This window comes from Streptomyces sp. NPDC049541, from assembly GCF_044465725.1.
Classification (GTDB): domain Bacteria; phylum Actinomycetota; class Actinomycetes; order Streptomycetales; family Streptomycetaceae; genus Streptomyces.
This window is the reverse complement of the sequence record NZ_JBITLY010000016.1, coordinates 1-26245: the sequence shown is the minus strand read 5'-3', so window position 1 is coordinate 26245 and position 26245 is coordinate 1. Positions and strand designations below refer to the sequence as shown.

At 70.2% G+C, this 26245-nt stretch carries 25 protein-coding genes; 8 read left to right on the top strand and 17 right to left on the bottom strand.

All coding sequences use genetic code 11. The features are described from left to right. Positions 1–132: 132 nt before the first annotated feature. Genes ACIBW9_RS38425 through ACIBW9_RS38415 form a run of 3 tightly spaced genes read left to right on the top strand, consistent with a single transcriptional unit; the run spans position 133 to position 2567 of the window. Positions 133–918: a peptidoglycan-binding protein gene (locus ACIBW9_RS38425; protein ID WP_398962232.1), complete on the top strand. Its 786-nt coding sequence runs from the start codon at positions 133–135 to the stop codon at positions 916–918. After that, the gene (locus ACIBW9_RS38420) at positions 915–1745 is read left to right on the top strand and encodes a helix-turn-helix domain-containing protein (RefSeq protein ID WP_398962229.1); all 831 of its coding nucleotides are present in this window, start codon (positions 915–917) and stop codon (positions 1743–1745) included. The genes ACIBW9_RS38425 and ACIBW9_RS38420 overlap by 4 nt, the downstream gene beginning before the upstream one ends. 45 nt (positions 1746–1790) lie before the next feature. Beyond that, a complete protein-coding gene (locus ACIBW9_RS38415; protein ID WP_398962226.1) occupies positions 1791–2567 on the top strand; it encodes a DUF4253 domain-containing protein in 777 nt (258 codons plus the stop codon). A 193-nt stretch (positions 2568–2760) separates the two neighbouring features. Here the strand turns inward: ACIBW9_RS38415 and ACIBW9_RS38410 are convergent, their stop codons facing one another. The 3 genes from ACIBW9_RS38410 to hemB all read right to left on the bottom strand — a co-directional run bounded on the left by ACIBW9_RS38410 (position 2761) and on the right by hemB (position 6100). Next, on the bottom strand, positions 2761–3987 hold the full coding sequence (locus tag ACIBW9_RS38410; RefSeq protein WP_398962223.1) for a PLP-dependent aminotransferase family protein: 1227 nt from the start codon (positions 3985–3987) through the stop codon (positions 2761–2763). Positions 3988–4447: 460 nt separating this feature from the next. After that, the gene (locus tag ACIBW9_RS38405; RefSeq protein ID WP_398962220.1) at positions 4448–4807 is read right to left on the bottom strand and encodes a DUF805 domain-containing protein; all 360 of its coding nucleotides are present in this window, start codon (positions 4805–4807) and stop codon (positions 4448–4450) included. Between the two features lie 300 nt (positions 4808–5107). Next, positions 5108–6100 carry a porphobilinogen synthase gene (hemB, locus tag ACIBW9_RS38400; protein WP_398962217.1) on the bottom strand — a complete coding sequence of 331 codons (993 nt, stop codon included), beginning with the start codon at positions 6098–6100 and terminating at the stop codon, positions 5108–5110. A 187-nt stretch (positions 6101–6287) separates the two neighbouring features. Here hemB and ACIBW9_RS38395 point away from each other — a divergent pair, with 187 nt between their 5' ends. Then, the gene (locus ACIBW9_RS38395; protein ID WP_398962214.1) at positions 6288–7691 is read left to right on the top strand and encodes an FAD-binding oxidoreductase; all 1404 of its coding nucleotides are present in this window, start codon (positions 6288–6290) and stop codon (positions 7689–7691) included. A gap of 96 nt (positions 7692–7787) precedes the next feature. Here the strand turns inward: ACIBW9_RS38395 and ACIBW9_RS38390 are convergent, their stop codons facing one another. From ACIBW9_RS38390 to ACIBW9_RS38370, 5 genes are all read right to left on the bottom strand, one after another. Then, positions 7788–9491: a uroporphyrinogen-III synthase gene (locus tag ACIBW9_RS38390; RefSeq protein ID WP_398962211.1), complete on the bottom strand. Its 1704-nt coding sequence runs from the start codon at positions 9489–9491 to the stop codon at positions 7788–7790. Beyond that, a complete protein-coding gene (gene hemC / locus ACIBW9_RS38385) occupies positions 9488–10447 on the bottom strand; it encodes a hydroxymethylbilane synthase (RefSeq protein ID WP_398962209.1) in 960 nt (319 codons plus the stop codon). Before hemC ends, ACIBW9_RS38390 begins: the two co-directional genes overlap by 4 nt. Then, positions 10444–12228: a glutamyl-tRNA reductase gene (locus ACIBW9_RS38380; protein WP_398962205.1), complete on the bottom strand. Its 1785-nt coding sequence runs from the start codon at positions 12226–12228 to the stop codon at positions 10444–10446. Before ACIBW9_RS38380 ends, hemC begins: the two co-directional genes overlap by 4 nt. After that, the gene (locus tag ACIBW9_RS38375; RefSeq protein ID WP_389088843.1) at positions 12225–12995 is read right to left on the bottom strand and encodes a redox-sensing transcriptional repressor Rex; all 771 of its coding nucleotides are present in this window, start codon (positions 12993–12995) and stop codon (positions 12225–12227) included. The genes ACIBW9_RS38380 and ACIBW9_RS38375 overlap by 4 nt, the downstream gene beginning before the upstream one ends. Positions 12996–13276: 281 nt before the next feature. Further along, on the bottom strand, positions 13277–13561 hold the full coding sequence (locus ACIBW9_RS38370) for a glutaredoxin family protein (RefSeq protein ID WP_398962202.1): 285 nt from the start codon (positions 13559–13561) through the stop codon (positions 13277–13279). A gap of 152 nt (positions 13562–13713) precedes the next feature. On the opposite strand from ACIBW9_RS38370, the gene ACIBW9_RS38365 reads away from it, so the two are divergent. The 3 genes from ACIBW9_RS38365 to ACIBW9_RS38355 all read left to right on the top strand — a co-directional run bounded on the left by ACIBW9_RS38365 (position 13714) and on the right by ACIBW9_RS38355 (position 17559). Next, a complete protein-coding gene (locus tag ACIBW9_RS38365; protein WP_099934325.1) occupies positions 13714–14625 on the top strand; it encodes an HAD-IB family hydrolase in 912 nt (303 codons plus the stop codon). 672 nt (positions 14626–15297) lie between these two features. After that, on the top strand, positions 15298–16074 hold the full coding sequence (locus ACIBW9_RS38360) for an ECF subfamily RNA polymerase sigma factor, BldN family (RefSeq protein WP_275781229.1): 777 nt from the start codon (positions 15298–15300) through the stop codon (positions 16072–16074). A gap of 267 nt (positions 16075–16341) precedes the next feature. After that, a complete protein-coding gene (locus ACIBW9_RS38355) occupies positions 16342–17559 on the top strand; it encodes a DUF5667 domain-containing protein (protein WP_398962198.1) in 1218 nt (405 codons plus the stop codon). Between the two features lie 62 nt (positions 17560–17621). On the opposite strand, the gene ACIBW9_RS38350 is transcribed toward ACIBW9_RS38355, so the two are convergent. From ACIBW9_RS38350 to ACIBW9_RS38330, 5 genes are all read right to left on the bottom strand, one after another. Next, positions 17622–18674, bottom strand: a complete 1053-nt coding sequence (locus ACIBW9_RS38350) for a lysophospholipid acyltransferase family protein (protein WP_398962195.1) — start codon at positions 18672–18674, stop codon at positions 17622–17624. Positions 18675–18688: 14 nt separating this feature from the next. Beyond that, positions 18689–19750, bottom strand: coding sequence for an NAD-dependent epimerase/dehydratase family protein (locus ACIBW9_RS38345; RefSeq protein WP_344403491.1), 1062 nt, complete (start codon positions 19748–19750; stop codon positions 18689–18691). A gap of 281 nt (positions 19751–20031) precedes the next feature. After that, positions 20032–20130 carry a 30S ribosomal protein bS22 gene (locus tag ACIBW9_RS38340; protein WP_003948845.1) on the bottom strand — a complete coding sequence of 33 codons (99 nt, stop codon included), beginning with the start codon at positions 20128–20130 and terminating at the stop codon, positions 20032–20034. A gap of 154 nt (positions 20131–20284) precedes the next feature. Further along, positions 20285–20494: a helix-turn-helix domain-containing protein gene (locus ACIBW9_RS38335; protein WP_016437488.1), complete on the bottom strand. Its 210-nt coding sequence runs from the start codon at positions 20492–20494 to the stop codon at positions 20285–20287. 140 nt (positions 20495–20634) lie between these two features. Continuing rightward, positions 20635–21450 (bottom strand): phosphatase, encoded by an 816-nt coding sequence (locus tag ACIBW9_RS38330; protein ID WP_398962192.1) that lies wholly within the window; start codon positions 21448–21450, stop codon positions 20635–20637. A gap of 207 nt (positions 21451–21657) precedes the next feature. Between ACIBW9_RS38330 and ACIBW9_RS38325 the strand changes: the two genes are divergently transcribed. Beyond that, positions 21658–22089, top strand: coding sequence for a spore-associated protein A (locus ACIBW9_RS38325; protein WP_398962189.1), 432 nt, complete (start codon positions 21658–21660; stop codon positions 22087–22089). Between the two features lie 159 nt (positions 22090–22248). On the opposite strand, the gene ACIBW9_RS38320 is transcribed toward ACIBW9_RS38325, so the two are convergent. The 4 genes from ACIBW9_RS38320 to ACIBW9_RS38305 form a co-directional block, all read right to left on the bottom strand. Further along, complete coding sequence (locus ACIBW9_RS38320) at positions 22249–23421, bottom strand: acetoin utilization protein AcuC (protein WP_398962186.1); 1173 nt, start codon at positions 23419–23421, stop codon at positions 22249–22251. Continuing rightward, positions 23372–24595 (bottom strand): MFS transporter, encoded by a 1224-nt coding sequence (locus ACIBW9_RS38315; protein WP_398962183.1) that lies wholly within the window; start codon positions 24593–24595, stop codon positions 23372–23374. Before ACIBW9_RS38315 ends, ACIBW9_RS38320 begins: the two co-directional genes overlap by 50 nt. 78 nt (positions 24596–24673) lie before the next feature. Continuing rightward, positions 24674–25402 carry a VC0807 family protein gene (locus tag ACIBW9_RS38310; RefSeq protein WP_398962180.1) on the bottom strand — a complete coding sequence of 243 codons (729 nt, stop codon included), beginning with the start codon at positions 25400–25402 and terminating at the stop codon, positions 24674–24676. 92 nt (positions 25403–25494) lie between these two features. Then, positions 25495–26139: an HAD family hydrolase gene (locus ACIBW9_RS38305; RefSeq protein ID WP_398962176.1), complete on the bottom strand. Its 645-nt coding sequence runs from the start codon at positions 26137–26139 to the stop codon at positions 25495–25497. Positions 26140–26245 lie beyond the last annotated feature (106 nt).

Sequence of the window (26245 nt, the reverse complement as noted above, 5' to 3'; positions counted from 1 at the left end):
GGTGGCCGATTGTGTATGGGTGCAGGGCGCAGGTTCCGGTGCGGTCTTGTGGATGCTGGTGCAGAATGCGGCACGGGGTACAGGGGCCACTGACCACGGCCGCTGTTCATGAACGCGTGGGGGGACCACACCATGTCGCGTTGGAAAGCGCTGCCCGCAGAACTCGATCCGCGCGTACGGCAGTTACTGGTGCGCCTGCGCCGGCTGAAGGACCACAGCGGGCTGAGCATGCGTCAGCTGGCGGCGCGGACCGGGTACAGCCCGAAGTCGTGGGAGCGGTATCTGGGCGGCCGTTCGCTGCCGCCGCGGGAGGCCGTGGAGGCGCTGGCCCGGATCGGCGGCGACGACCCGACCCGGCTGCTCGCCCTGCACGAAGTCGCCGCCGAGGCTTGGGGGAACCCACGCGGCGGAACCGACGTACCGGAGAAGGCAGTCGGTGAGACCGCCGTACCGGAGCCGGAGATCGTGCCGGCGGGGCGCGGCGGCGGGGGCATACGCTCGTTGCGAGTCGCGCTCCTCGCGGGGGCGGTGGCCCTGGTGCTGGCCGTGTCGTCGGCGGTGCTGGTGACGATGCGGCTGACGGACCACGGCGGCGGCCGGGCGGAGCAGACGACGACCACGGTCACCTTGACGGCGGGGGTGTCGGCACCGTCGTACACCTGCCGTGTGAAGCAGGTCGACGGCCGCTGGTACGCGGGCAACAGCCGTACGCACAACGCCACGGTGGGGTACGGCGACTCCGGGCCCGCGGTGGCCGAGGTGCAGTGTCTGCTGCGCCGGGCGGGCATCTCGCCGGGCGGTATCGACGGCATGTTCGGCCCGCTGACGCAGGGCGCGGTCAAGGCCTTCCAGCGGCAGGCGCGGCTCGACGTGGACGGTGTCGTCGGCCCGCACACCTGGAAGGCCCTGCGGGGATGAACCCGGAACTGGTCCGACTGGCCGCCGCGCTACGGGAGTTGCGAGCCCGTACGGGTCTGAGCCTGGCGGCTCTCGCGGCGAAGACGGCGTTCAGCAAGTCGTCCTGGGAGCGCTACCTCAACGGCAGGACACTGCCGCCGCGCACGGCGGTGCAGGAGCTGTGCCGGCTGGCCGGGGAACCGGAGGGCCGGTGTCTTGCGCTGTGGGAGATCGCGGAGTCGGAGTGGAGCGGGCGGGCGACACAGGCGGATCGGGCGACGCCGACGGGGCGGGCGTCGTCGCCGGTCGCTGATCCCGTGCCGCCTCCGGATCCGGTGGAGGCCAACAAGGGCGGTGGCCACCGCAGAGCGGCAACCGTGGCGGTGCTCGCGTCGGTGTGTGCGGTGGCCGCCGGTGGCGTCGCGGCCGCGCTGCTCCTGCTGCCCCGCCAGAGCCACGAACCCCGGCCGACCGCCGCGACCACCTCCACTCCCGGTCCGCACTGCCGGGCTTCGTCCTGCGAGGGCAAGAGCCCGATGGCCATGTTCTGCGCCGCCACACCGGACACCCTCGCCACACGTCACACGGCCACCGGCGCCTGGCTGGAAGTGCGCCACAGCAAGGAATGCGGGACGAGCTGGGCCCGGATGTGGGGCACCCGGATCGGCGACCGGCTCGAGGTGACGGCGGGCGGCCGGGTCCGCGGCGCCGAGGTCGAGAACACCGTCGACGCGGACAAGTTCGTCTACACCCCGATGACGGTGACCGGGCCCGGAACCGTCATCCGCACCTGTTTCCGTCCGGCGAAGGGCCGCGGGGAGGAGTGCTTCACGTCCGTTTCGCGGTGACGGCCGCCGGGGGGATTGTCAGTGGGGCCGCCTACAGTCACTGACATGGCGACTCTTCCCAACCCCCTCCCGCGTCTCGCGTCCCTCGGCCTCGGGCTCCCGCCGGGCGCACTGGTCGACGCGACCGACGACGGGCCGTGGCACGAGCCGTTGCTGTGGCTGGCCGACGGCCGGGCGGTGCCCGGTGCCCTGGCCGCGCTCCAGCAGTCGGCACCGGCGGCCGGGCTGCTCCCGGTGGTCCTCGATGTCGGTGCCGGTCACGGCGGGCCGGAGGAATGGGAGTTGGTACCGGGCGAGATGTCCTACCCGGGGGATCACGACGCCGAGGAGGTGCTGGAGGAACTCTGGTACGAGTGCGCGCAGGACGGCGCCGACTGGCCCGGCCCGGCCGCCGCACGGCCCGTGGCCGCCGACGCGGATCCGGAGTCCGTCGCCTCCGCCGTCGCAGACTCCCTCCTCGAGGGCGGCGGTCCCCTCAAGGACCCCCGCCTCGCCCTGGTCCCCGCCCGCCGCAGCGCCGACATACCCGCGGCGATCGGCTGGATGGGCCCCGCGAACCACGAGAACGACGTGGCCCGGCTCTGCGCAGTACTCCGCTCCTGGGAGGACCGCTTCGGCATACGGGTCGTGGCGCTCGGCTTCGACCAGCTGACGGTGTCGGTCGCAGCGCCGCCCACCACTCTCGCCGAGGCGGAGGCCGTAGCCGCCGAGCACTTCGCGTTCTGTCCGGACAACTTCCTGCAGGGCGCGGACACCACCCTGGCCGCATACGCCGAACAGCAGCTCCTCGACCAGCCGGCCTGGCACTTCTGGTGGGACTGACCGTCCGCCGCGGCCGGGTCCGGTGGTGGGCGCACCGGTACCGGCCGCGGCGTGAGGGCTGTCTTCAGACGCCGAGAGCGTGGTGAAGGAGGAGAGCCACACCGGTGAGCAGAGCAGCGAGAACCATTGGAGACCTCCGTGTACGAAATGTGACGTTTCTGCCGTCCTCGATAACGTCACATTCCCAGCCGCGTTACGGGCGTGATCCAAACGGGAGGGCCTGGCCCCGCAGCCCCTCCCCCAGCCTCCTGAGCCCCTCGCGGATCTCCTCCGGCGTCTGCGTCACAAAGCACAGCCGCAGCGTCGAGCGGTCGGGGTCACCGGCGTAGAAGGGTGCGCCGGGGACGTACGCCACGTCGTGCCGCACCACCCGCGGCAGCAGCGCGGTGGTGTCGTACGGCTCCGGGAGACGGGCCCAGAGGAACATGCCGCCCTCGGGCCGGGCCCAGGCCGAGCCCTCGGGAAGCGCCTCGGGCAGCCCTGCGAGCATGGCGTCACGGCGCTCGCGGTAGACACCCGCGACCCGCGCCACATGGGCGTCCAGGTCACGGTCCGCCAGATACCGTGCCGCCGCCAGCTGGTTGAGGGTCGGCGTGTGCAGGTCGGCGGCCTGCTTGGCGACGACACAGGCGCGCCTCAGTTCCCCGGGCGCCCGCAGCCAGCCGAGCCTGAGGCCCGGCGCCATGACCTTGGAGAACGAGCCGAGCAGCACGGTCCGGTCCGCCGCCTCCTCGTACGAGGCGATCCACGGCACCCGCTCGCCCTCGAAGCGGAGTTCGCCGTAGGGGTCGTCCTCGACGATCCACAGCCCCCGGCGGGCGGCCACGGCCGCGACGGCGGCCCGGCGGTCGGCCGGCATGGTGCGCCCGGTCGGGTTCTGGAACGTCGGCACGGTGTACAGCAGCTTGGGCCGCTCCCGCACCACCAGTTCCTCCAGCGCGTCGGGGACGACACCGTCGTCGTCGCCGGGCACGGCCACCACCCGCGCGCCCGCGAACGCGAACACCTGAAGTGCCGCGAGATAACAGGGGCTTTCGACGAGGACGGTGTCCCCGGGCTCCAGCAGCGCCGTGGCCAGCAGGGACAGCGCCTGCTGCGAGCCGGTGGTGACCAGGATGTCGTCGGCGTCCGTGGGCAGCCCGCGGGCCGTCGTCCGGGCGGCGAGCGCGTCCCGCAGCGCCGGCTCGCCCTCCGTCGTGGAGTACTGCAAGGCCTGCGCGGACGCCTGGGCGAGCACCGAACCGAAGGCCTCCGCGACCCCCTGCGCGTCGAACAGCTGTGGCGCCGGCAGCCCGCCCGCGAAGTTGATCACTTCGGGCCGGGCGGTGACGGCAAGGATGTCCCGTACCGGCGAACCGCCGATCGACCGGGCCCGCGCGGCGAGCGGCGGGACGGGGGCAAAGGCGGGTGCGACGGTCATGGCGCGGCTCCTTCGGCTGCGGTGACGGCGGCTCGTGACCGCAGCCTAGGGATGTACGTGCCCTCTACAAGCAGGTTTCCGCGATACGGACGGCCCCTCGAAGCGTCCCGTACCGAACCCTTGGGACGCCACATCCCCGCAGGTCAGAGGCCATCCCCTGGCTTCGGCGTCCCGAATCGTCGGCAGAGTGTGGCGTGCGAAGGCGATCACCGCTCAGGCTGGAATCTCCCAGCCCACCGCCCACGGAAGGCACGTACCACCATGCCCGCCCGAGCCCGTCGCCCCCGACTCTTCGCCGCCACCGCCCTGGTACTCGCCGCGTTCGCGCTGACGGGGTGCAGGGACGGGAAGGGCCTCAAGGACGAGGGCCCGGCGACGAACCACTCCCTGCGCGCTCCCGCCGTACTGCATGCGAAAAGGCCGCCCGGTCATGGACCGGACGGCCTCGACGCTCACAGGATCAGGCGTGGGCCAGAGCCGCTTCCTTCGGGTTCGGGCCGTACTTGTTCTCGCCCGGCTGGCTGTCGGAGCAGCTGAAGACCAGCAGGGTGATACCGCCGACGATCGGGACGATCCCGAACAGGAGCCACCAGCCGGAGCGGCCGGTGTCGTGCAGCCGGCGGACGCCGACGGCCAGGCTGGGCAGCAGGATCGCGACGTAGAAGACGATCGCGATGTACGGCGCCTTGATCGCGAGGCCGACGCCGAGCAGGACGGCGTAGATGATCGCCGTGAACAGAACGAACATCCAGTACTCCTTGCGGCGCGCGCGCCCGCTGAACACCGCGTACTTCTTCAGCGCCTCGATGAACCAGCTCATGTGTGTCCCCCAGGGATCGACGTTCGGACCATCCGGAACGGATCAGGCCAGGCGAGAAGGTAAGGACACTGACGAGAACTCGTCAATTCGGTGTGTACGGCACAAGGGTTGAGCGCTTTTCAGACAGATCTACCGCGAATCGGCCCCGGACCCGCCGCTGATCACGGGGAACGGCGGGCAACCGCAGGACAGGAGGCTTCGGTTCACGGATCCGAGTTGCTTCCGTTGCCGAACCGAGTGCATTCCGATGCCGGCCAGTGGCCGATTCGAGGCCTGACGTATCCCCATCCGTAGCGCGAATCAGCGCAACTTTTCCGCCACTTCGGTCGCCCAGTACGTGAGGATGTTCTGCGCGCCCGCCCGCTTGATGCCGGTCAGGGTCTCCAGGATCGCCCGGTCGCGGTCGATCCAGCCCTTCTCGGCGGCGGCCTCGATCATCGAGTACTCGCCGGAGATCTGGTAGGCGGCGACCGGCACGTCCACCGCGTCCGCGACCCGCGCGAGGATGTCGAGGAACGGTCCGGCCGGCTTCACCATCACCATGTCGGCGCCCTCTTCGAGGTCGAGCGCCAACTCCCGCAGGGCCTCCCGCACATTGGCGGGATCCTGCTGGTAGGTCTTCCGGTCCCCCTTCAGGGAGGAGCCGACGGCCTCCCGGAACGGCCCGTAGAACGCGGAGGCGTACTTCACCGTGTACGCGAGGATCGCGACGTCCTCCCGCCCGATCTGGTCGAGCGCGTCCCGGATGACCCCGATCTGCCCGTCCATCATCCCGCTGGGCCCCACCACATGGGCGCCCGCGTCGGCCTGGACCTGCGCCATCTCGGCGTACCGCTCGAGCGTGGCGTCATTGTCGACGCGCCCCTCGGCGTCCAGCACACCGCAGTGCCCGTGATCGGTCGTCTCGTCGAGACAGAGATCGGACATGACCAGGAGGTCGTCCCCGACCTCGGCCCGCACATCGCGGATCGCGACCTGCAGAATCCCGTCCGGGTCGGTGCCGGGCGTGCCGAGGGCGTCCTTCTTCTCCTCCTCCGGCACGCCGAACAGCATGATCCCGGAGATTCCGGCGGCCACCGCCTCGGCGGCGGCCTTCTTCAGGCTGTCGCGCGTGTGCTGGACGACACCGGGCATGGCGGAGATCGGCACGGGCTCGGAGACGCCCTCGCGCACGAAGGCGGGGAGGATGAAGTCCGCCGGGTGCAGCCGGGTCTCGGCGACCATGCGCCGCATGACGGGGGTGGTCCGCAGCCGCCGCGGCCGCGTGCCGGGGAAGGATCCGTACTTCGTCATGCCACCTACGCTACGCCCGGCCCACAGGCACCTTTGCCGACGGTATGTCGGGCCTGCGCAGCCGCTCGCACCCCGTGATGCACCCCGCATCCGCCGGGTCCATCCTGAGAAGGCAGCAAGGAGCAAGGACCGGGCCCCCGTCCCCTCGCCGCGCACGGCTGCTGCCTGCGCGAAGGAGGAGGACGAGATGACCGCCACCCACCACACCCCGCACCAGGCCCCGGACCTGTTCGCGCTGTCCGAGATCCACGGCCCGGTTTTGCGGCCCGGTGACGACGCCTATGTGGCGGAGGTCACCGGCTTCAATCTGGCGGCCTTCCACCATCCCGACATCGTGGTCGGAGCGGCGGGCGTCGACGACATCGTGACGGCGATGCGCTGGGCCGCGGCCACCAGGACGCCGGTGGCGGTCCAGGCCACCGGCCACGGCGCGAACTTCCCGATCGACGGCGGCCTGCTCATCAGCACCACCCGCATGAACGACGTGACGATCGACCCGGCCGAACGCACCGCGACGGTCGCCGCGGGCGCGAGGTGGCGCGACGTCCTGGCGGCGGCCGCCCCCCACGGCCTCGCCCCGCTCAACGGGTCGTCCTCGGACGCGGGCGTCGTCGGCTACACCCTGGGCGGCGGTCTGCCCGTCCTCGGCCGGGCCTACGGCTACGCGGCCGACCGGGTCCGCTCCGTCCAGGTCGTCACCCCGGACGCGACCCTGCGCACGGTGACCGCCGACACCGAACCGGACCTCTTCTGGGCCCTGCGCGGCGGCAAGGGCAACGTGGGGGTGGTCACCGAGCTGACCTTCGAACTGCTCCCGCTGCCCTCGGTCCTCGGCGGCGGCATCTACTTCCCGGGCGAACACGCGGAGGCGGTCCTGCGCACCTGGACCGACTGGACGACCACCCTGCCCACCGAGATGTGCAGCGCGTACACGATCCTGCGTCTGCCGCCGATCCCGCAGATCCCCGAGCCCCTGCGCGGCGGCTTCTGGGCCCGCGTCGCCCTCGCCTGGACCGGCGATCCGCAGGAGGGCGAGAGCCTCCTGACCCGCGTCCGCGCGGCCGCGCCCGTCGTCATCGACACGGTGGAGGACATGCCGTACGCCGCCATGGACCGCATCTACCTGGACCCGCACGACCCGCTCCCCGCCCGAGAGGCCTGCACCCTGCTCAGGGCGCTGCCCCCGGACGCGCAGACGGCTTTCCTGGACCGGGCGGGCCCGGCCGTCCCGGACCTCCCGCTGCTGCTGATCGAACTCCGCCACATGGGCGGCGAACTCGCCCGTCCGGCCCCCGTCGAGGACGCCATCTGCGCCCGCGACGCCAGCTACCTCCTGGAAACGGTCGGCGTCCTGCCCGACCCGGACACCGCAGCCGTCGTGGAATCAGCCACCACGGCCCTCCACCACACCATGTCCCCGTGGAGCACCGGCCACACGATGGTCAACCTCCACGGCCGCCCGGGCGACGAGAAGGACCGGGCCCGCGCCTGGACGCAGGAGGTCTACGACCGCCTGAGCAGGACGAAGTCGGTCTACGACCCGGCCAACTTGCTGCGCTTCGGCCACACGGTGACCTCTGAACCGGCCTGAGAGGCACCTATCAGCCCGTCCGGCGTTTGAGGACGAGGCTTTGGGGCCGATGGGGTCTGGGGGCGCAGCCCCCAGGGCCGCGCACCCCCACACACCTCAGGTCGTACGACGACGCCGAGCCCCCGGCCGCCGCTCACTCGGCCGAGTAACCGCATCCCCGGCCTCCAGCGCGGCAGCACGCCGCCGCAGCCCGAAGTCCGCAAGCGCCTCAGCCAACTTGTGCACGGACGGCTCCGGAGCCATCACATCCACCCGCAGCCCATGCTCCTCAGCGGTCTTGGCGGTGGCCGGCCCGATACACGCGATCACGGTCACGTTGTGCGGCTTCCCGGCAATCCCCACCAGGTTCCGCACGGTGGACGACGAAGTGAACAGCACCGCATCGAACCCACCTCCCTTGATCGCCTCCCGCGTCTCGGCCGGCGGCGGCGATGCCCGCACGGTGCGGTAGGCCGTGACGTCGTCGACCTCCCACCCGAGCTCGATCAGCCCGGCGACCAGGGTCTCCGTGGCGATGTCGGCCCGCGGCAGGAACACCCGGTCGATCGGATCGAAAACAGGGTCGTACGGCGGCCAGTCCTCCAGCAGTCCCGCAGCGGACTGCTCCCCGCTCGGCACCAGATCCGGCTTCACACCGAAGGCGACCAGCGCCTTCGCGGTCTGCTCCCCCACCGCGGCGACCTTGATCCCCGCGAACGCCCGGGCATCGAGCCCGTACTCCTCGAACTTCTCCCGGACCGCCTTCACCGCGTTGACCGAGGTGAACGCGATCCACTCGTACCGCCCGGTGACAAGCCCCTTCACGGCCCGCTCCATCTGCTGGGGCGTGCGCGGCGGCTCGACAGCGATGGTCGGCACCTCGTGCGGTACGGCCCCGTAGGACCGCAGTTGGTCGGAGAGCGAGGCCGCCTGCTCCTTCGTACGCGGCACGAGAACCTTCCAGCCGAACAGCGGCTTGGACTCGAACCACGACAGCCGGTCGCGCTGGGCGGCGGCGGAACGCTCACCGACCACGGCTATCACCGGCCGCCCGCCCTCGGGCGAGGGCAGCACCTTGGCCTGCTTCAGCACCTGGGCGATGCTCCCCAGCGTCGCCGTCCAGGTCCGCTGACGCGTGGTCGTCCCCGCCACCGTCACGGTGATCGGCGTGTCCGGCTTACGGCCGGCCGACACCAGCTCGCCCGCGGCCGCGCCCACGGAGTCGAGGGTCGTCGACACGACCACCGTCCCGTCGGAGACACCCACTTCCGTCCAGCACCGGTCCGAGGCGGTACGGGCGTCCACGAACCGCACGTCCGCGCCCTGGGCGTCGCGCAGCGGAACACCGGCGTACGCGGGCACGCCGACGGCGGCGGCGACACCGGGCACGACCTCGAAGGGCACGCCCGCGGCGGCGCAGGCGAGCATCTCCTCGGCGGCGTACGCATCGAGTCCCGGGTCCCCGGACACCGCACGGACGACCCGCCTGCCGCCCCGCGTGGCCTCCATGACAAGATGTGCGGCATCCCGTACCGCGGGGACCCCAGCGGTTGTTGACGAGCTGTCAACAACCGCGAGCTGAGGTGTGCCCGTGCCCGGAAGCGGGTCCGAGGAAGGACCCCCGTCCGTGTGCACCTCGGCGACGCCTTGTCTGGCGTGCTGACGCACCACGTCGAGCACGTCGTGCTCGGCGACGAGGACGTCCGCGTTCGCCAGCGCCTCCACGGCGCGCAGAGTCAGCAGTCCCGGATCCCCGGGTCCGGCACCGAGGAAGGTGACGTGCCCGTGTTCAAGGCCGGCGGGAAGGGTGGTGGGGCTCAATGTGCTCGCTCCCCCATCAGACCGGCCGCGCCCTGGGCAAGCATCTCGGCAGCGAGTTCACGGCCGAGCGCCATTGCTTGGTCGTACGTCTCGGGCACGGGACCGGTGGTGGACAGCTGCACCGTGCGGGAGCCGTCGGGGGTACCGACGACGCCCCGCAGGCGCATTTCCTTGACAATCTGCCCGTCGGCCAGAAGGTCGGCCAGTGCGCCCACAGGGGCGCTGCAGCCGGCCTCCAGGGCGGCGAGCAGTGACCGCTCGGCGGTCACGGCGACCCGGGTGAAGGGGTCGTCGAGTTCTCCGAGCGCGGCGATCAGCTCCGCGTTGTCCGCGGCGCACTCGATCGCCAGTGCCCCCTGGCCGGGGGCGGGCAGAACGGTGTCGACCGACAGGAAGTCGGTCACTTCATCGCTACGGCCTATCCGGTTGAGTCCGGCGGCGGCGAGGACGACGGCGTCCAGCTCACCGTCCCGCACGTACCCGATCCGGGTATCCACGTTCCCCCGTATCGGGACCGTCTCGATGTCCAGCCCGTGGCTGCGCGCGTACGCGTTCAGCTGCGCCGTGCGACGCGGCGAACCCGTACCGATGCGCGCCCCGCGCGGCAGGTCGGTGAACTTCAGCGCGTCCCGAGCGACGATCACGTCGCGCGGGTCCTCGCGCCGCGGGACCGCGGCGAGCGCCAGCTCCTCGGGCTGCGCGGTGGGCAGGTCCTTGAGCGAATGAACCGCGAAGTCGACCTCACCCCGCAGCAGCGCGTCGCGCAGCGCCGTGACGAACACGCCCGTGCCGCCGATCTGCGCGAGGTGCTCGCGGGAGGTGTCGCCGTAGGTGGTGATCTCGACGAGCTCGACGGGCCGTCCGGTCACCTGGCTCACGGCGTCCGCCACCTGCCCGGACTGGGCCATGGCGAGTCTGCTTCGCCTCGTCCCCAGTCTCCATGCCTTGCTACTCATGCCGGCCCTCGGTTCTTGCTGTTCTCAGGTTCATCGTCGGCGCCCTCGGCCCGGGAGACGGCGGCCACCGCTTCCTGGTCGAGGTCGAACAGGGTCCTCAGGGCATCCGCGTACCCTGCTCCGCCCGGTTCGGCCGCGAGCTGCTTGACTCGTACGGTCGGCGCGTGCAGAAGCTTGTCGACGACGCGCTTGACGGTCTGGGTGATCTCGCTGCGGTGCTTGTCGTCGAGCCCGGGCAGCCGCCCCTCGAGCCGCGCGATCTCGTTCGCGACGACATCGGCGGCCATGGTCCGCAGGGCCACGACGGTGGGGGTGATGTGCGCGGCCCTGAGCGCCGCCCCGAAGGCCGCGACCTCGTCCGCGACGATACGGCGGACCTGGTCGACGTCGGCCGCCATCGGAGCGTCCGCGGAGGCCTCGGCGAGCGACTCGATGTCGACCAGCCGCACCCCGGCCAGCCGGTGCACGGCCGCGTCGATGTCACGGGGCATCGCGAGGTCGAGAAGGAACAGCACGGGCGCGGGCCGCGGAGCCTCGACGACCGGCTCGGCCTTACGGCGCTCCGGAATCCGCCCGACCGTGGCCACGGTGGCGGCCAGCGCGGTGATCAGCTCGGCATCGGCCTCGGGCCCCCGCCGGGCCGCCTCACGACGGTCGACGTCCCCGTTGTCCACCCAGACGGCATGTTGCTCCAGGGTCGCCGCATCCATCCCGGCAACGGCAGCCTCCCCCATGACGGAGAACCCTTGCTGCACAGCGGGAAGATCAAGCGGACACCCATCCTCGGGCTCCGCCAAGCCGCGGGCATCGGCTTCCGTCGCAAGTCCGCGGGCAATCGTGCCGCCCAGGGCGGCACGGGTGGGCGCGGGCGGCACCCCGCCCCCGCCGGGTTGCGCGACCGCCCCCCGGCCGGCAGCAGCATCCGGCACCTGGTCAACCACACGGTCCTGCACCGCCGTAGCAACCGCCCCGGCGGACAGCACAAGCCCAGTGGCCCCGGTACAAGAGACCACAACATCGGCACGTGTCAGCTCACCCGACACCGCACCCATCGGCACGGCACGAGCCAGGACCCCCTGGTCGGAGCCCTCGTTCAAGATCTCGGCGAGCCGCTCGGCCCGCTCCCCCGTCCGGTTGGCGATCACGATCTCACCGACCCCGGCCCGAGCCAGCGTCGCAGCGGCCAGCGAGGACATCGACCCCGCCCCGATGACCAGTGCCTTCTTCCCCCGGGCCCACGCCTGCACATCCGCACCGGCCGCCAGCTGCTCCAGCCCGAAGGTGACCAGCGACTGCCCGGCCCGGTCGATCCCGGTCTCGGAGTGCGCACGCTTGCCGACCCGCAGCGCCTGCTGGAACAGATCGTTCAGCAGTCGTCCGGCGCTGTGCAGATCCTGCGCCCTGGCCAGCGAGTCCTTGATCTGCCCGAGGATCTGCCCTTCCCCCACGACCATGGAGTCGAGCCCGCACGCCACCGAGAACAGATGGTGAACGGCCCGGTCCTCGTAGTGGACGTACAGATAGGGCGTGAGCTCGTCCAGTCCGACCCCGCTGTGCTGAGCGAGCAGCGTGGACAGCTCGGCGACACCGGCGTGGAACTTGTCGACGTCGGCGTACAGCTCGATGCGGTTGCAGGTCGCGAGCACCGCGGCCTCGGTGGCGGGCTCCGCGGCGACCGTGTCCTGCACCAGCTTGACCTGGGCGTCCGCGGTCAGCGCGGCCCGTTCCAGGACGCTGACCGGGGCGCTGCGGTGACTCAGCCCGACGACGAGGAGACTCATGCCGGCATCACGGCGGGTACGTCCCCGTCGGGCCCCTGCTCGGCGGACTCCTGGCGGGCTGCGGCGACGGGCCCCGAGCCGTCGGGACCCGCGGCCTCGGCCTCCTCGCCGGCCTTGCGCTGCTCGTGGAAGGCGAGGATCTGCAGCTCGATCGACAGATCCACCTTCCGCACGTCCACGCCGTCCGGGACGGACAGCACGGTCGGCGCGAAGTTCAGAATGGAGGTGACCCCGGCGGCCACGAGCCGGTCGCAGACCTGCTGGGCGGCGCCTGCGGGGGTGGCGATGACGCCGATGGACACCCCGTTGTCCTCGATGATCTTTTCCAGGTCATCGGTGTGCTGCACGGGGATCCCCGCGACGGGCTTGCCCGCCATCGCCGGATCGGCGTCTATGAGGGCCGCGACCCGGAAACCACGGGAGGCGAACCCGCCGTAGTTGGCGAGAGCGGCGCCGAGGTTACCGATACCGACGATCACAACCGGCCAGTCCTGGGTGAGCCCGAGCTCACGCGAGATCTGGTAGACGAGATACTCGACGTCGTAGCCGACACCGCGCGTTCCGTACGAGCCCAGGTAGGAGAAGTCCTTGCGCAGCTTGGCGGAGTTGACCCCCGCCGCGGCCGCGAGCTCCTCGGAGGAGACCGTGGGTACCGAGCGCTCCGACAGTGCGGTCAGGGCGCGGAGGTACAGCGGAAGCCTGGCGACGGTGGCCTCGGGAATCCCTCGGCTACGGGTCGCCGGTCGGTGAGTTCGGCCAGTTGCCACGGTGCTCCTGCGGGTAGAGCGGGGCTGCAGGCGGTCACACGTACCCAGACCGCCCCGTCGACAGCAGGCTATGTCTTTGTGAACGCGTGCACAAAGATGGTGTCCGATTTGCCCGGCCAACGTGACCGGGGTCACGCGCCCCCGGCGCACTGATGCGGAACCGGCGCACAAGCACCACCGCTTCTCATCTCGTGGGGGCAAAACCGCACACTCTCCTCTTACGATCCCCGCCCCCGAGACCAGTCGCCGTCGATCCTAAGCGAGGTTCCGGACGACTTGGACTACTCAGTCAGTGCCTTGCGCAACCGCTGCTCGTCCACACGCCAGAAGGTGTGCTGCCGGCCGTCGACGAGAACCACGGGAATCTGCTCCCAATACTGGTCGTGAAGCTGCTGGTCCAGGGAGATGTCCTTCGCCTCCCACGCCACCCCCACCTCCCCACACACCTTCTCCACCACAAGCTGTGCGTCATCACACAGATGACACCCGGGCTTACGGATGAGAGTGACGCTCCGGCTCGCGACGTCCTGGGGCTTACGACGGAAGAGGGGACTCATGTCAGCCATTCTCGCGCGAGCGCACGGCGGCGGCACACTCATGAAAACGCCAAGGAACGGGCGGATCGGATGAGTTCTTTAACGACGCGGTCGCGGAGAGTTCACAACCTCCAAACCTGTCGCGTCTGGAGGCACCGAACAAACTGGCTATGCTCACGGGCATGGCCGCTCTCGGATGGCTCACTCCCCGTAGGCGCTCCGCCACGGCGCGGAGCGTGTTGGCAGGCGAGGCCTCGGCAGAGGCTGCGCGCAAGTCCTCGCAGGACGTCCCCCCCGAGGAACCGGAGTTCCCGGTGCTCGGCGACGACAAGGCCGCAGCCTTCTTCGACCTCGACAACACCGTGATGCAAGGTGCTGCCCTCTTCCACTTCGGGCGGGGCCTGTACAAGCGCAAGTTCTTCGAGACCCGCGACCTCGCCAAGTTCGCCTGGCAGCAGGCGTGGTTCCGGCTGGCCGGCGTCGAGGACCCGGAGCACATGCAGGAGGCCCGCGACTCGGCCCTGTCCATCGTGAAGGGCCACCGCGTCGCGGAACTCCAGTCCATCGGCGAGGAGATCTACGACGAGTACATGGCCGAGCGCATCTGGCCCGGTACGCGCGCACTCGCCCAGGCCCACCTGGACGCGGGCCAGAAGGTGTGGCTGGTCACCGCGGCCCCGGTCGAGATCGCCACGGTGATCGCCCGCCGCCTCGGCCTCACCGGCGCGCTGGGCACGGTGGCCGAGTCCGTCGACGGCGTCTACACCGGCAAACTGGTCGGCGAACCCCTGCACGGCCCCGCGAAGGCGGAAGCGGTCCGCGCCCTCGCCGCCGCCGAAGGCCTCGACCTCTCCCGCTGCGCCGCGTACAGCGACTCCCACAACGACATCCCCATGCTGTCGCTGGTCGGCCATCCCTACGCGATCAACCCCGACACCAAGCTCCGCAAACACGCCCGCAAGCTCGACTGGCGCCTGCGCGACTACCGCACCGGCCGCAAGGCAGCCAAGGTGGGCATCCCCGCAGCGGCAGGCGTAGGAGCGGTAGCCGGCGGCACAGCAGCGGCGATCGCCCTCCACAAACGCCGCCGCTGACCCGACTCGGCCGTCCCGGGCGAGTCGCCGCCATCACGCAACGCGACCGCCCGGGGCCGCTTCACCGCTGCGCTGCAAGCCCGCCCCGAGAGCAGAGCACGCTGCGCTACAGGCCACCCCGAGGGCGGTGACGGCTGCTCTTTACGGCACCCACTGCTCCTGCGGGTATGCAGCAAACACCCTGCGCGGCAAGTCAGTCGTCGGGGAAGTACGCGAACACCCGGCTCCCCACCGGGGTTCAGGGGCGAGCCCCTGGCGGGGTCGAAGGGGCGGAGCCCCTGGGGACGGGACGGGGTAGGGACAGCGGGGGCGAGAAAACATCAACTCCGCACCACACCTGATCACTCCGCAACCAGCCCCGCCCCGAACACGCCAATCCCCACGACCTACCCCCACACCCCCTGTCCAGTCCCATTGGCTGCACACGGCCACAACACGCCCCGTTCCCACTCGAAACACGACCCATATCGATCAACAACCAGTCACGCTACGACACTTGATAGGCCGCCAATCGGTTACAGAAGCGACGTAATCGATGATTTGAGCAACTGGGTGTAGCAGCGCCTGCACGAAGCGTTATTCTCCTCAGACGCAAACCGGTACCCCTCCGTCGCTACGACGGGTGAAAGGTCCCGCACTGCACGTGATGGAAGCTCTGCCTCTGGGAGTCCCGTGTACCCACACGTCGGGGTTGACGCCTCGGGCCTGGCTACGCTGCGCGCAACGGTCCACAACCTGTTGCGCGGCTTCGTCCCCACCGCGTACGCCGTCCCCGCCCTAGCCGTAGCCAGCACCCCCGTCGGCCCGTGCTACGCCCTCGCCGACGGCAGCACCGCCGCCGTCGGCAGACGCAGCCGCGCCGCCGGCGCCACCACCACCCGCCGCCCGGCCGCGGACAGCGACAGCGCCCGGATGATGGACCTCGTCGAACGCGCCCAGGCCGGCGAGGCCGACGCCTTCGGCCGCCTCTACGACCAGTACAGCGACACCGTGTACCGGTACATCTACTACCGCGTCGGCGGCAAAGCCACCGCCGAGGACCTCACCAGCGAGACGTTCCTGCGCGCCCTGCGCCGCATCGGCACCTTCACCTGGCAGGGCCGCGACTTCGGCGCCTGGCTGGTCACCATCGCCCGCAACCTCGTCGCCGACCACTTCAAGTCGAGCCGCTTCCGCCTCGAGGTGACCACCGGCGAGATGCTCGACGCCAACGAGGTCGAGCGCTCCCCCGAGGACTCCGTCCTGGAGTCCCTCTCCAACGCCGCCCTGCTCGACGCCGTACGACGCCTCAACCCCCAGCAGCAGGAGTGCGTGACGCTCCGCTTCCTCCAGGGCCTCTCCGTCGCCGAGACCGCCCGCGTGATGGGCAAGAACGAGGGCGCCATCAAGACCCTCCAGTACCGAGCCGTACGCACTCTGGCCCGCCTCCTCCCGGACGACGCCCGCTGACGGAACGCCCCGCGCCGGACCTGACCGAACACACCGGTACACGCTCAGTGATACCCAACTAGCTGTCAGTGAAAGTCCGTTGACTTCCCCATCCGATCATCCGTCGTCCGTAACCCAAGTGCCGAGACGCTCGTTGTGCGGGATGCAGGCTCCCTGTGGTCACTCCCTGGCCGTCTCCGATCACTCGATCGTGTGGATGTGGTCAGAGCGTGCAACCCTCAGGACCCCCTGGGGAGTCGACCGTCATCACGAGAGGAGGTGCCGCCAGTGATCGCGAACGTATCGGCACACCGGCGGGCGAACGCCTTCGCCCAGGCCCTGGAGGAGCAGCCGGACCAGGGCACGGCGGCCGAGCAGTCCGAAGGACCGGCCCCGGCCCCGGCTGCTGCGGAACAGACCGAGCAGGGCCGCCTGTTGGCCCTCGCGGAGTGTCTCGGCGAGCTGCCCAGACCGGAGCTGGACCCCGAGGTCAAGGTCGTCCAACGAGCACAACTGGTGGCCGCGTTCGAGGCCATGGTGCAGGCGGGCGCCGACGGCGAGGCGGCGGACACCGCGGTACCCGAACAGCGCTCCCGCGGCGCGCACCGGGCGAGCCCACTGGGCAAGCTGCGACCACGGTCACGGCTGACCAAGGGCCTGGCCGCGGGCGGGCTCAGCGTCGGAGTCGCGGCGGGCGCCTTCGGCGGAGTCGCCGCCGCCAGCTCGGACGCCCTGCCCGGCGACTCACTCTACGGACTCAAACGCGGCATCGAGGACTTCAAGCTCAACTACCTCTCCCAGGGGGACGACGAGCGCGGAGTGGCCTACCTCGATCAGGCCTCCACCCGGCTGGCCGAGGCCCGCCGCCTGATGGAGCGCGGCCGCGGCGGCGGCCACCTCGATCACGAGTCCGTCGGCGAGATCCGCCGCACCCTGGCGGGCATGACGCGGGACGCGTCCGAGGGCCACCGGCTGCTGCACGAGGCGTACGAGCGGGACCCCGGGTCCCTCGGCCCCATCCAGGCCCTGTCCGCCTTCTCCCGCCAGCACCGCGAGGTCTGGGGCGCCCTGCGCCAGAAACTCCCGGTCCAGCTCGGGGACGTCAGCAACCAGGTGTCGTCGGTGTTCGCCGCCATAGACCAAGAGGTCGCCCCGCTGCAGTCCCTGCTGCCCCCGTCCGCGACCCACGGCGGCGGCCACGGCAAGCACCACGGCTCGGGCCCGGCGTCCAAGGGCACACCCGGCTCCGGCAGGACATCGACAGCATCCGGCAGCGGCTCCTCCAAGCACAGCCACTCCAGCAGCCCCAGCCAGTCGACCGGCGCCACCGGCGAGGGCCTGCTCGGAGGCAGCACCGGCGGCCTGCTCGAGCCCCCCAAGGAAACCGGCAGCGCCTCCCCGTCGTCCACCAAGTCCCCGTCCGCCGAGCCGGACGTGACGATCCCACCCCTGCTCCCAGGCCTGCTCCCCGGCCTCGGCATCGAAGGCAACGAAACAAACCAGTAGCCCGCCCGTACGGCAACGGGGGCGCCCCTCTCCAGGGGGCGCCCCCGTCGTCGTGGGAGACCTCAGAAGAACACCGACCGCCGCTGCACCAGCAACTTGTAGAGCGTGTGCTGGATCTGCTCCCTCACCTGGTCCGTCAGGTTGAACATCAGCATCGGGTCCTCCGCCGCCTCCGGCGGATAGCCGTCCGTCGGGATCGGCTCGCCGAACTGGATCGTCCACTTCGTCGGCAACGGCACCGCACCCAGCGGCCCCAGCCACGGAAACGTCGGCGTCAGCGGGAAGTACGGGAAGCCCAGCAGACGCGCCAGGGTCTTCGCGTTGCCGATCATGGGGTAGATCTCCTCCGCCCCGACGATCGAGCACGGGATGATCGGCGTGCCGTGGCGCAGGGCGGTGGAGACGAAGCCGCCGCGGCCGAAGCGCTGGAGCTTGTAGCGCTCGCTGAAGGGCTTGCCGATGCCCTTGAAGCCCTCCGGCATGACCCCGACCAGCTCGCCCTGGCCCAGCAGCCGCTCGGCGTCCTCCGCGCAGGCCAGGGTGTGGCCGAGCTTGCGGGCCAGTTCGTTGACCACCGGCAGCATGAAGACGAGATCCGCCGCGAGCAGCCGCAGATGACGGTCTGCCGGATGGTTGTCGTGAACCGCGACCTGCATCATCAGGCCGTCCAGCGGGAGCGTCCCGGAGTGGTTGGCGACGATCAGCGCGCCGCCCTCCGAGGGGATGTTCTCGATGCCCTTCACCTCGACCCGGAAGTACTTCTCGTACACCGGCCGCAGCAGGGACATCAGGACCTGGTCGGTCAACTCCTCGTCGTAGCCGAAGTCGTCGACCTCGTAGTCGCCGGTGAGGCGGCGCCGCAGGAAGCTCAGGCCGCTCGCGACGCGCCGCTCCAGGCCGCCGTCGTGCTGCGGCCGCTGGGGCGGCTGTTCCTCATGCGTCACAGGAACATCATCCTGCGTGCGCGTCCTGCTGGGCAGGGGCTGGACGTCACCGCCCAGCGCGGGTTCGGTGGTCTTGCGTCGGCTCCCCGCGCCCCGGCGGCGCGGCGGCCGCTGTACGGCACTCCCACGGGACCGGTCGTCGTCGAACGGAATGACCTTGGCATCCGCCATCGTTGATGCGCTCCTCAGTTGGCGCTCTGCGTCGGGGGGTGGCCGCTGCCCGGCAGGGACAGCGCGGCGATCCGGTCGACGGCCCCCGCAAGGGCCTCCGGCGGCAGGAGCCCGGGTCCGTGGCTGCGCGCGAAGTCCGCGAAGGTCTCCGCGGTCGTGTACTTCGGCTTGAATCCGAGCGTCTCACGCATCTGGTCCGTCGCCACGACCCGGCCGTGGGTGAGCAGCCGGATCTGTTCGGGCGAGAAGTCCGTCATGCCCAGCGTACGCACCAGGGAGCCCGCCCAGGTGACCGCGGGCAGCAGCAGCGGCACCGTGGGCCGGCCGAGCCGCCTGGAGCACTGGGAGAGCAGCAGGACGCCGTCGCCGGCGATGTTGAAGGTGCCGCTGTTGAGGGTGCCCCGCTCCGGCTCGTGCGAGGCGATCCGCAGCACCTCGATCACGTCGTCCTCGTGCACGAACTGCAGCCGCGGGTCGTAGCCGAACACGGTCGGCAGGACCGGCAGCGCGAAGTAGGACGCGAGCGGCGTGTCGGCCGTGGGCCCCAGGATGTTCGCGAACCGCAGCACACACACGGCCACATCCGGCCGCCGCCGCGCGAAGCCCCGTACATACCCCTCGACCTCGACGGTGTCCTTGGCGAAGCCGCCGCTCGGCAGGGACTTGGGCGGGGTCGTCTCGGTGAACACCGCGGGGTCACGGGGCGCGGACCCGTACACGTTCGTACTGGACTTCACGACGAGCCGCTTCACGGTCGGCGACTTCTGGCAGGCGCCGAGCAGCTGCATCGTGCCGATGACGTTGGTTTCCTTGATCGCCGTCCGGCTTCCGCTGCCGAGCCCGGTCGCGCTCACATCCATGTGGACGACCGTGTCGGCACCCGTCTCGGCGAGCACGCGCGCGATGGTGGGCTGCCGGATGTCGGCCTGGATGAAGTCGGCACCACCCAGGTGGTGCTCGGGGGGCACCGCGTCCACGGCGACGACCCGGTCCACCTGCGGGTCACGCTGGATCCGTCGTACGAACCGGCCCCCAAGCCTGCGGGCCACTCCGGTCACGAGCACGACCTTGCCCAAGATCTGCGCCTTCCTTCCAGCCCATCCGGTAACCCGTAGCCTGCCGTGTTCCCCGTGTGCGGCCAACTTAGCGGGTGGATGTTGCGCTGTGATGACCACCCAATGCACGAAGTGACGACATCCACAGGCGTACGAACAGACCAAGCCATGTGAAACGCGTGCGTACGCACGGGCCTTGCGTAAGGTCCCGTGCGCTTCTGGGAGCTTCTGTGAACTCCAAACGCGTGTGGCCCCCCACCGGTTGCGGTGGGGGGCCACAGAACACGCTCCTGGAGCGTCGCCTACTTCTTGTTGCGACGCTGAACGCGCGTGCGCTTGAGCAGCTTGCGGTGCTTCTTCTTGGCCATCCGCTTGCGCCGCTTCTTGATAACAGAGCCCACGACTACCCTCGCTCACTTCTCATCACTCGGTGCTGGGCGCCATGGGCCCATACGACCTACGAGGGGTCAGCCTACCCGCCCGAGCGCTGAGGTCGTAATCGAGGGTGCCGGGGGAGATCCAGAAGAGCCCTGAGGATCCCCCCGCGGATCGCCGTCAGGCGGTTTCCACCCCCACGTAGCTCTCGCGGAGGTACTCGTGAACCGCGTTCTCGGGGACGCGGAAGGACCGCCCCACCCTGATCGCGGGCAGATGACCGCTGTGCACCAAGCGGTACACGGTCATCTTCGACACTCGCATCACCGAGGCGACCTCCGCCACGGTAAGGAACTGAACCTCGCTCAGAGGCCTCTGCTCAGCAGCCATGACACACCTGAACCTTCCGCACTCGACGGCCACCGGCTTCCCCTTCCGGTGACTCTTCGTCGCTGCGTGCTCACTCCCCAATGTAGGGGCGGGTGATGCGAGTGGGGAAGAGGTGCACCCATCACATGCCCATCACTGGCCTACTGTGACAGACACGCTCGATTGAGTACGTAGCGGGTAAGCGGCCGGTAGTAATCAGACCGCACAGCGTCATCAAGTGGAACGACGACGGACACGGACCCCTCGGCCTCTCCCACGAAGAGCGCGGGGTCGTCCGTATCGGCGAGCCCAATGGCCTCGAACCCCAGCTGACCTGCTCCGCAGACCCACCCGTGGTCCCCGACGACCAGCTCGGGAAGCAGCCCGCCGGCCTCGGCCGCCGCGGCCAGCGCGGTACGAACCGGGAGCGGTGAATGCGTGTGTGCGCCGGTCGCACAACCGGGGCGAGAGGTGCCGGGTTCCCGCACCAGCGCGACTCCTTGTACGTAGTCAAGGTTGTACGTGCGTAGACCGAACCGGGTCGTTATGTCGACACAGTGACCATGCGCCGGTGTGAGGACGGTACATCCCGCCGCCGACAGCGCGTCCGCCAAGGCGGCGTAGAAGCCGAGCAGCCGGTGCGGATGACCGGTGCCGAGGAGCACAGGGGCGCTGCGCTGCGCGGCCGCGGCCAGACGGTCCGCGAAGGCATCCAGAGCGGCCAGGGTTCGCTCCGGATCGATCACGTCATGACCGGAGACATGCCGCGGATCGGCCGAAACCCCACACTTGTCCGCCATCAACTCGATCAGATCCCGCTGTGCCCATGTCCATTCGGGATCGAGCCCGATCAGCACACGGGGGTCGCCGGCGGCGAACAGCCGATAGCTGCGCAGGCTCTCCTCCCGGGAGGTGGCCACGGGCCCGGCGAGACGGGCGGCCAGGAGATGGGCCCGCAGGGCTCCGGTGCTCAACACACATCGATGGTGGCGGACGGGCCCGGCCAGGGGCATGCGAACGCGTAAACACCGCACAGTTGGCGTAACGGCTCTCGTGACACTGGTGACAGAACAGGGACACAACAGCCCACAACCGTCGAAGCGGCTCCCTGGTCTCACTCTGCGTGGACGGCAACGACCAACCGTCCGCACCTCATTGGCCAACACATCACCAGGGGGAACACCATGAACCTGTCCCGTCGCGCCACGACCGCCGCCGCACTCACCGTGCTGGCCCTCGGCGGCACGGTCGCCGCCACCGCTCCGGCCTCGGCGACCACCACCGCCAGGGCGGCAGCCGCGTCCTACAACGGCGCCTGCGGCACCGGCTACAAGGTCATCGACTCCACCCCGGTCGGCAACTCCGGCAAGGTGTTCCTGACCTGGAACGAGTCGACCGGCAAGAACTGCGCTGTGACCATCCGCAACACCCCGGGCGCGAAGATCCACATGGAGGTCTCCCTCGGTGCCCTCGACAGCGGCCAGCCGACCGGCAGGGACTCCGGCCGGTACACGAGCTACGCCGGCCCGGTCTACGTCAACGGCCGTGGCCACTGCGTCGCATGGAGCGGCACCATCGGCACCGCCTCGGCCGGCGACTCGGGCCACTGCAGCTGACGTACCAGGGGTACCGCTGAACCGCCCTCGCTGCGGGCGGGGGCGCCGCCGCCGTAGCTGCGGGCAATCGTGCCGCCAAGGGCGGCACCCGTCCCAAAGAGAGCGGCACCCTGCAAAGCGCGGGCCAGCGACACCGCACGAAGGCGGACCGGCACCCTCCTACGCCAGCAACCCCCGCAACGGAAAAACGGCCCGCCGAGTAGCCAGCACCGCCTGATCCAGCCGGTCCGCAGGGTCGTACCCCGCCTCCCAGGAGGGGTACGACACCGGCCACCGCCCATCAGTCATCCGCGCCGGCGCCAACTGCCGCGTCCGCGCGAACACCTCCTGCCGCCACCCCTCCGGGATCACGGCCTCCGGCGCGATCTCCCGCCCCGACGCGATCCCCACCAGATGCGTCCACGACCGCGGCACGACCTCGACCACCGCGTAACCACCACCACCCAGCGCAACCCACTTCCCGTCGGCGTACTCGTGCGCAAGCGAATGGCAGGCGACCTGCACGGCCCGCTGCGCGTCCAGCGACACCGCCAGATGCGCCAGCGGATCCTCGAAGTGCGTGTCGGCCCCGTGCTGCGTCACCAGCACCTGCGGCCGGAAGTCGGCGATCAGTTCCGGTACGACGGCATGGAAGGCCCGCAGCCACCCGGCATCCCCGGTCCCGGCCGGCAGCGCCACATTGACCGCCGAGCCCTCGGCCGAGTCGGCCCCCGTCTCCTCCGGCCACCCGGTCTGCGGAAACAACGTCCGCGGATGCTCGTGCAGCGAGATCGTCAGCACCCGCGGGTCCTCCCAGAAGGCCGCCTGCACACCGTCCCCGTGATGCACGTCCACATCGATGTACGCGACCCTCTCGGCGCCCAGCTCCAGCAGCCGGGCGATGGCCAGCGCGGCGTCGTTGTAGATGCAGAACCCCGAGGCGGTCCCCGGCATCGCATGATGCAGCCCGCCCGCGAAGTTCACCGCGTGCAGCGCGTCCCCCCGCCACACCGCCTCCGCGGCCCCCACCGACTGCCCCGCGATCAGCGCGGACACCTCGTGCATCCCGGCGAAGGCGGGATCGTCCATCGTGCCCAGCCCGTACGCCCCGTCCGCCGCCTCCGGATCCGCCGAAGCCGCCTTCACCGCGTCGACGTAGTCCTCCCGGTGGACGAGCCGCAGGGTCGACTCCCCGGCGGGCTTCGCCGCCACCACCCCGACCTCCTTGTCGAGCCCGAAGGCATCGACAAGACGCCTGGTCAGGGCCAGCCGGACCGGATCCATCGGATGGTCCGGACCGAAGTCATAGCCCGTTACTGCCTCGTCCCACATCAGCTGTGCGCGGCCGCTCATGCCCGCCACCGTATCGGTCCGGTTGAGGAGCGAACGACCTGGCGTAGACCACGGTCACCAGCACCAACACCATCGGGACCGCCATGGCCCCGCGGTAGCTCCACGCATCCCCCAGCGCGCCCACCAACGGCGAGCCGATCAGAAAGCCGACGTAGTTGAACACATTCAGCCGCGCGACGGCCGCATCGGACGCATGCGGGAACAACCGCCCGGCCGCAGCAAAGGTCTGCGGCACCAGCACACACAGCCCCAGCCCCAGCAGCGTGAACCCGAGCATCCCCACCCACGCCCCCGGCGCGACGGCCACCACCGCGAACCCCAGCGCCGCCACCAGCGCCCCCAGCCGCACGACCGCCACCGCCCCGAACCGCCGTACCCCCAGGTCCCCGAGCGACCGCCCCAGCAGCGTGGTCACCATGTACACGTTGTACGGCACGGTCGACAGCTGCTCCGAACTCCCGAGCACGTCCTTCAGATACTTGGCACTCCAGTTGGAGACGGTCGAGTCCCCGATGTACGCGAAGGTCATCACCAGACACAGCGGCAGCAGCAGCTTGAAGACGACGGACTGCCCCTGCGCCTGGCCCTCCCCCTCTTCCGGTACGTCGACGGAGGCACCGGAGTCGACGTACCACCGGCTCCCGACCAGTGTGGCCGGCAACAGCACCGCGACGACCGGGAGATAAGACACCCACAGCGCCAGATGCCAGTGTGCCCCTACCCAGGCCAGCGAGGCCCCCACGATCCCGCCCAGGCTGAACGCCGCATGGAAGCTGAGCATGATGCTGCGCCCGTACGCCCGCTGCAGACTCACCCCGAGCATGTTCATCGAGGCGTCGAGCCCGCCCACCGCCAGCCCGAAGGCCCCCAGCGCGATCCCCAGCTCGGCCAGGTGATCGCCGGACCCGACACCGAGGAGCGCCAGGAGCACGACGGGCTGCAGGCACCGCAGCAGCAGTCCGGGCCGTATCCGCTTGACCAGCTGCTCGGTCGTCACACTCCCGACGCCGGCCAGGATCGGCACGGCGGCCAGGAAGACGGGCAGCAGCGCGTCGGAGACTCCGTACCGGTCCTGAATGGCCGGGATACGGGTCACCAGAAGGGCGAAGGTGGCGCCCTGAGCAAGGAAGCTGAACGCCAAAGAGGCCCTACCGCGCCGCAGCACATCTGTCATGGCGGCGAGCGTAGGGCCCCGGGCTACCTGTGGGTAGATCAAGCCAAAGATGAATTTCCCTCAGCTTTACCTTCGCTGTCAGGCGGCGACTGCGACGGAATCCCGAGCGACCGCTTCCTCGGCCTCCACCTCGGCGCGGAGCATCTCCTCCATCGGCCCGGCGGCCAGCCCACCGCTGACGAGGAAGGTCAGCACCATCACACCGGCCATCACGACGCCACCGAGCCAGACCATGGTGTCCACGGGGATGGTGTACGCCCCCACGATCCGCGCCACGCACTCGGCGAGCAGCGCCACGCCCCAGACCACGGAGAACGTCCGCTCCTTGCGCAGGAAGTCGGCCGATGCGGCAGCCCGGCCCGAGGCAAGGCGCTGCCACGCGGCCTCCTTCTTGGGGTCGCCCTTCACCAGGAAGGGCTTCATCCCGGCGGTCATCATCGGCCGGCCGAGCGCCACCGAGACCAGGATGCCGATACCGACGGTGCTGCTGACCGCACTGTCCTTGGCGAGCATCAGCCGCGGGTCACCGGAGACGAAGCTCAGCAGCAGCGAGACCACGTTCACCACGAGGATCAACCCCGCCAGCCCGTTGATCCTGCGCTCCTTCACCACGCTCCAGACGGTCCGCACCGCCGGGACGACGCTGCTCCAGGCGAGCGCCGCGAAGGTGCTCATCCCGAAGGCGTCCTTGAACAGGTAGTACGAACCGAGCGGGACCGCCACATCCACGATCAGCGGGCGGAGGTTGTCGAGCGCGCTGGGAATCTGGTTGCTGTTCTGGCCCTGGGACACCGTGTTCGTCGTCATGCCCTCAGCTTCCCGCCCGGCGCCCGGTCGCCAGTAGAAACGATCGTCCGGAGCTCGGCATGACAAATGTCAGCCGCCCAGCGATGCCGACGTCATACGAGCAGGTCAGCCAACTCCCCGAGATCACCGAAGAGTTGCGTGGCCCCGACGAGCCGCCCGGCCGGCGTCATGGCGGTGAACCCATACACATCCATCCCGGCCGCCACAGCCGCCTGCACCCCCAGCGGACTGTCCTCGACGACCACACAACGCTCCGGCGCGACCCCCATCCGCTCGGCGGCGTAGAGGAACAGGTCCGGCGCCGGCTTACCCCGCCCCACGTCCTGCGAACTGAAGATCCGCCCGTCATCGAACCACCGGTCCAGCCCGGTCTTCCGATGCCCCACCCGAATCCGCTCATGACTCCCGGAGGACGCGACACAGTACGGCACCCCGTCCGCGGCCAGCTTCTCCACGACACCGACGGCCCCGGCAACCGGCTCCAACTCCCGCTCGAACGCCTCGAAGACCCGGGCATGGAAGACGTCGTCGAAGTCCTCCGGAAGCCGCTGTCCCGTCCGCTCCTCGATCAGGTCATGGATCCGGTGCATGGCAGAGCCCATGTAGTCGCGAAGGGAGTCCTCGTAGGAGGTCTCGTGCCCCAGCTCGGTGAGGTAGGCGGCCAGGAGCCGGTTGGAGATGGGCTCGCTGTCGACGAGGACACCGTCGTTGTCGAAGATCACGAGGTCATAGCGCATAACTCGAGCCTAAACGCAGAAAACCCCCGCACCGAATGGTGCGGGGGTTTTCTCAATAATTGTTCGGCGGCGTCCTACTCTCCCACAGGGTCCCCCCTGCAGTACC

Excerpts from the sequence above, each read along its gene's own strand:
- ACIBW9_RS38325 (WP_398962189.1), top strand. The coding sequence starts at position 21,658 with ATGAACCTGTCCCGTCGCGCCACGACCGCCGCCGCACTCACCGTGCTG.
- ACIBW9_RS38395 (WP_398962214.1), top strand. The coding sequence starts at position 6,288 with ATGACCGCCACCCACCACACCCCGCACCAGGCCCCGGACCTGTTCGCG.
- ACIBW9_RS38410 (WP_398962223.1), bottom strand. The coding sequence starts at position 3,987 with ATGACCGTCGCACCCGCCTTTGCCCCCGTCCCGCCGCTCGCCGCGCGG.
- ACIBW9_RS38335 (WP_016437488.1), bottom strand. The coding sequence starts at position 20,494 with ATGGCTGCTGAGCAGAGGCCTCTGAGCGAGGTTCAGTTCCTTACCGTG.
- ACIBW9_RS38405 (WP_398962220.1), bottom strand. The coding sequence starts at position 4,807 with ATGAGCTGGTTCATCGAGGCGCTGAAGAAGTACGCGGTGTTCAGCGGG.
- ACIBW9_RS38310 (WP_398962180.1), bottom strand. The coding sequence starts at position 25,402 with ATGACGACGAACACGGTGTCCCAGGGCCAGAACAGCAACCAGATTCCC.
- ACIBW9_RS38380 (WP_398962205.1), bottom strand. The coding sequence starts at position 12,228 with ATGAGTCTCCTCGTCGTCGGGCTGAGTCACCGCAGCGCCCCGGTCAGC.
- ACIBW9_RS38365 (WP_099934325.1), top strand. The coding sequence starts at position 13,714 with ATGGCCGCTCTCGGATGGCTCACTCCCCGTAGGCGCTCCGCCACGGCG.
- ACIBW9_RS38350 (WP_398962195.1), bottom strand. The coding sequence starts at position 18,674 with ATGGCGGATGCCAAGGTCATTCCGTTCGACGACGACCGGTCCCGTGGG.
- ACIBW9_RS38415 (WP_398962226.1), top strand. The coding sequence starts at position 1,791 with ATGGCGACTCTTCCCAACCCCCTCCCGCGTCTCGCGTCCCTCGGCCTC.
- ACIBW9_RS38420 (WP_398962229.1), top strand. The coding sequence starts at position 915 with ATGAACCCGGAACTGGTCCGACTGGCCGCCGCGCTACGGGAGTTGCGA.
- ACIBW9_RS38315 (WP_398962183.1), bottom strand. The coding sequence starts at position 24,595 with ATGACAGATGTGCTGCGGCGCGGTAGGGCCTCTTTGGCGTTCAGCTTC.
- ACIBW9_RS38305 (WP_398962176.1), bottom strand. The coding sequence starts at position 26,139 with ATGCGCTATGACCTCGTGATCTTCGACAACGACGGTGTCCTCGTCGAC.
- hemC (WP_398962209.1), bottom strand. The coding sequence starts at position 10,447 with ATGAGTAGCAAGGCATGGAGACTGGGGACGAGGCGAAGCAGACTCGCC.
- hemB (WP_398962217.1), bottom strand. The coding sequence starts at position 6,100 with ATGACGAAGTACGGATCCTTCCCCGGCACGCGGCCGCGGCGGCTGCGG.
- ACIBW9_RS38320 (WP_398962186.1), bottom strand. The coding sequence starts at position 23,421 with ATGAGCGGCCGCGCACAGCTGATGTGGGACGAGGCAGTAACGGGCTAT.
- ACIBW9_RS38370 (WP_398962202.1), bottom strand. The coding sequence starts at position 13,561 with ATGGCTGACATGAGTCCCCTCTTCCGTCGTAAGCCCCAGGACGTCGCG.
- ACIBW9_RS38425 (WP_398962232.1), top strand. The coding sequence starts at position 133 with ATGTCGCGTTGGAAAGCGCTGCCCGCAGAACTCGATCCGCGCGTACGG.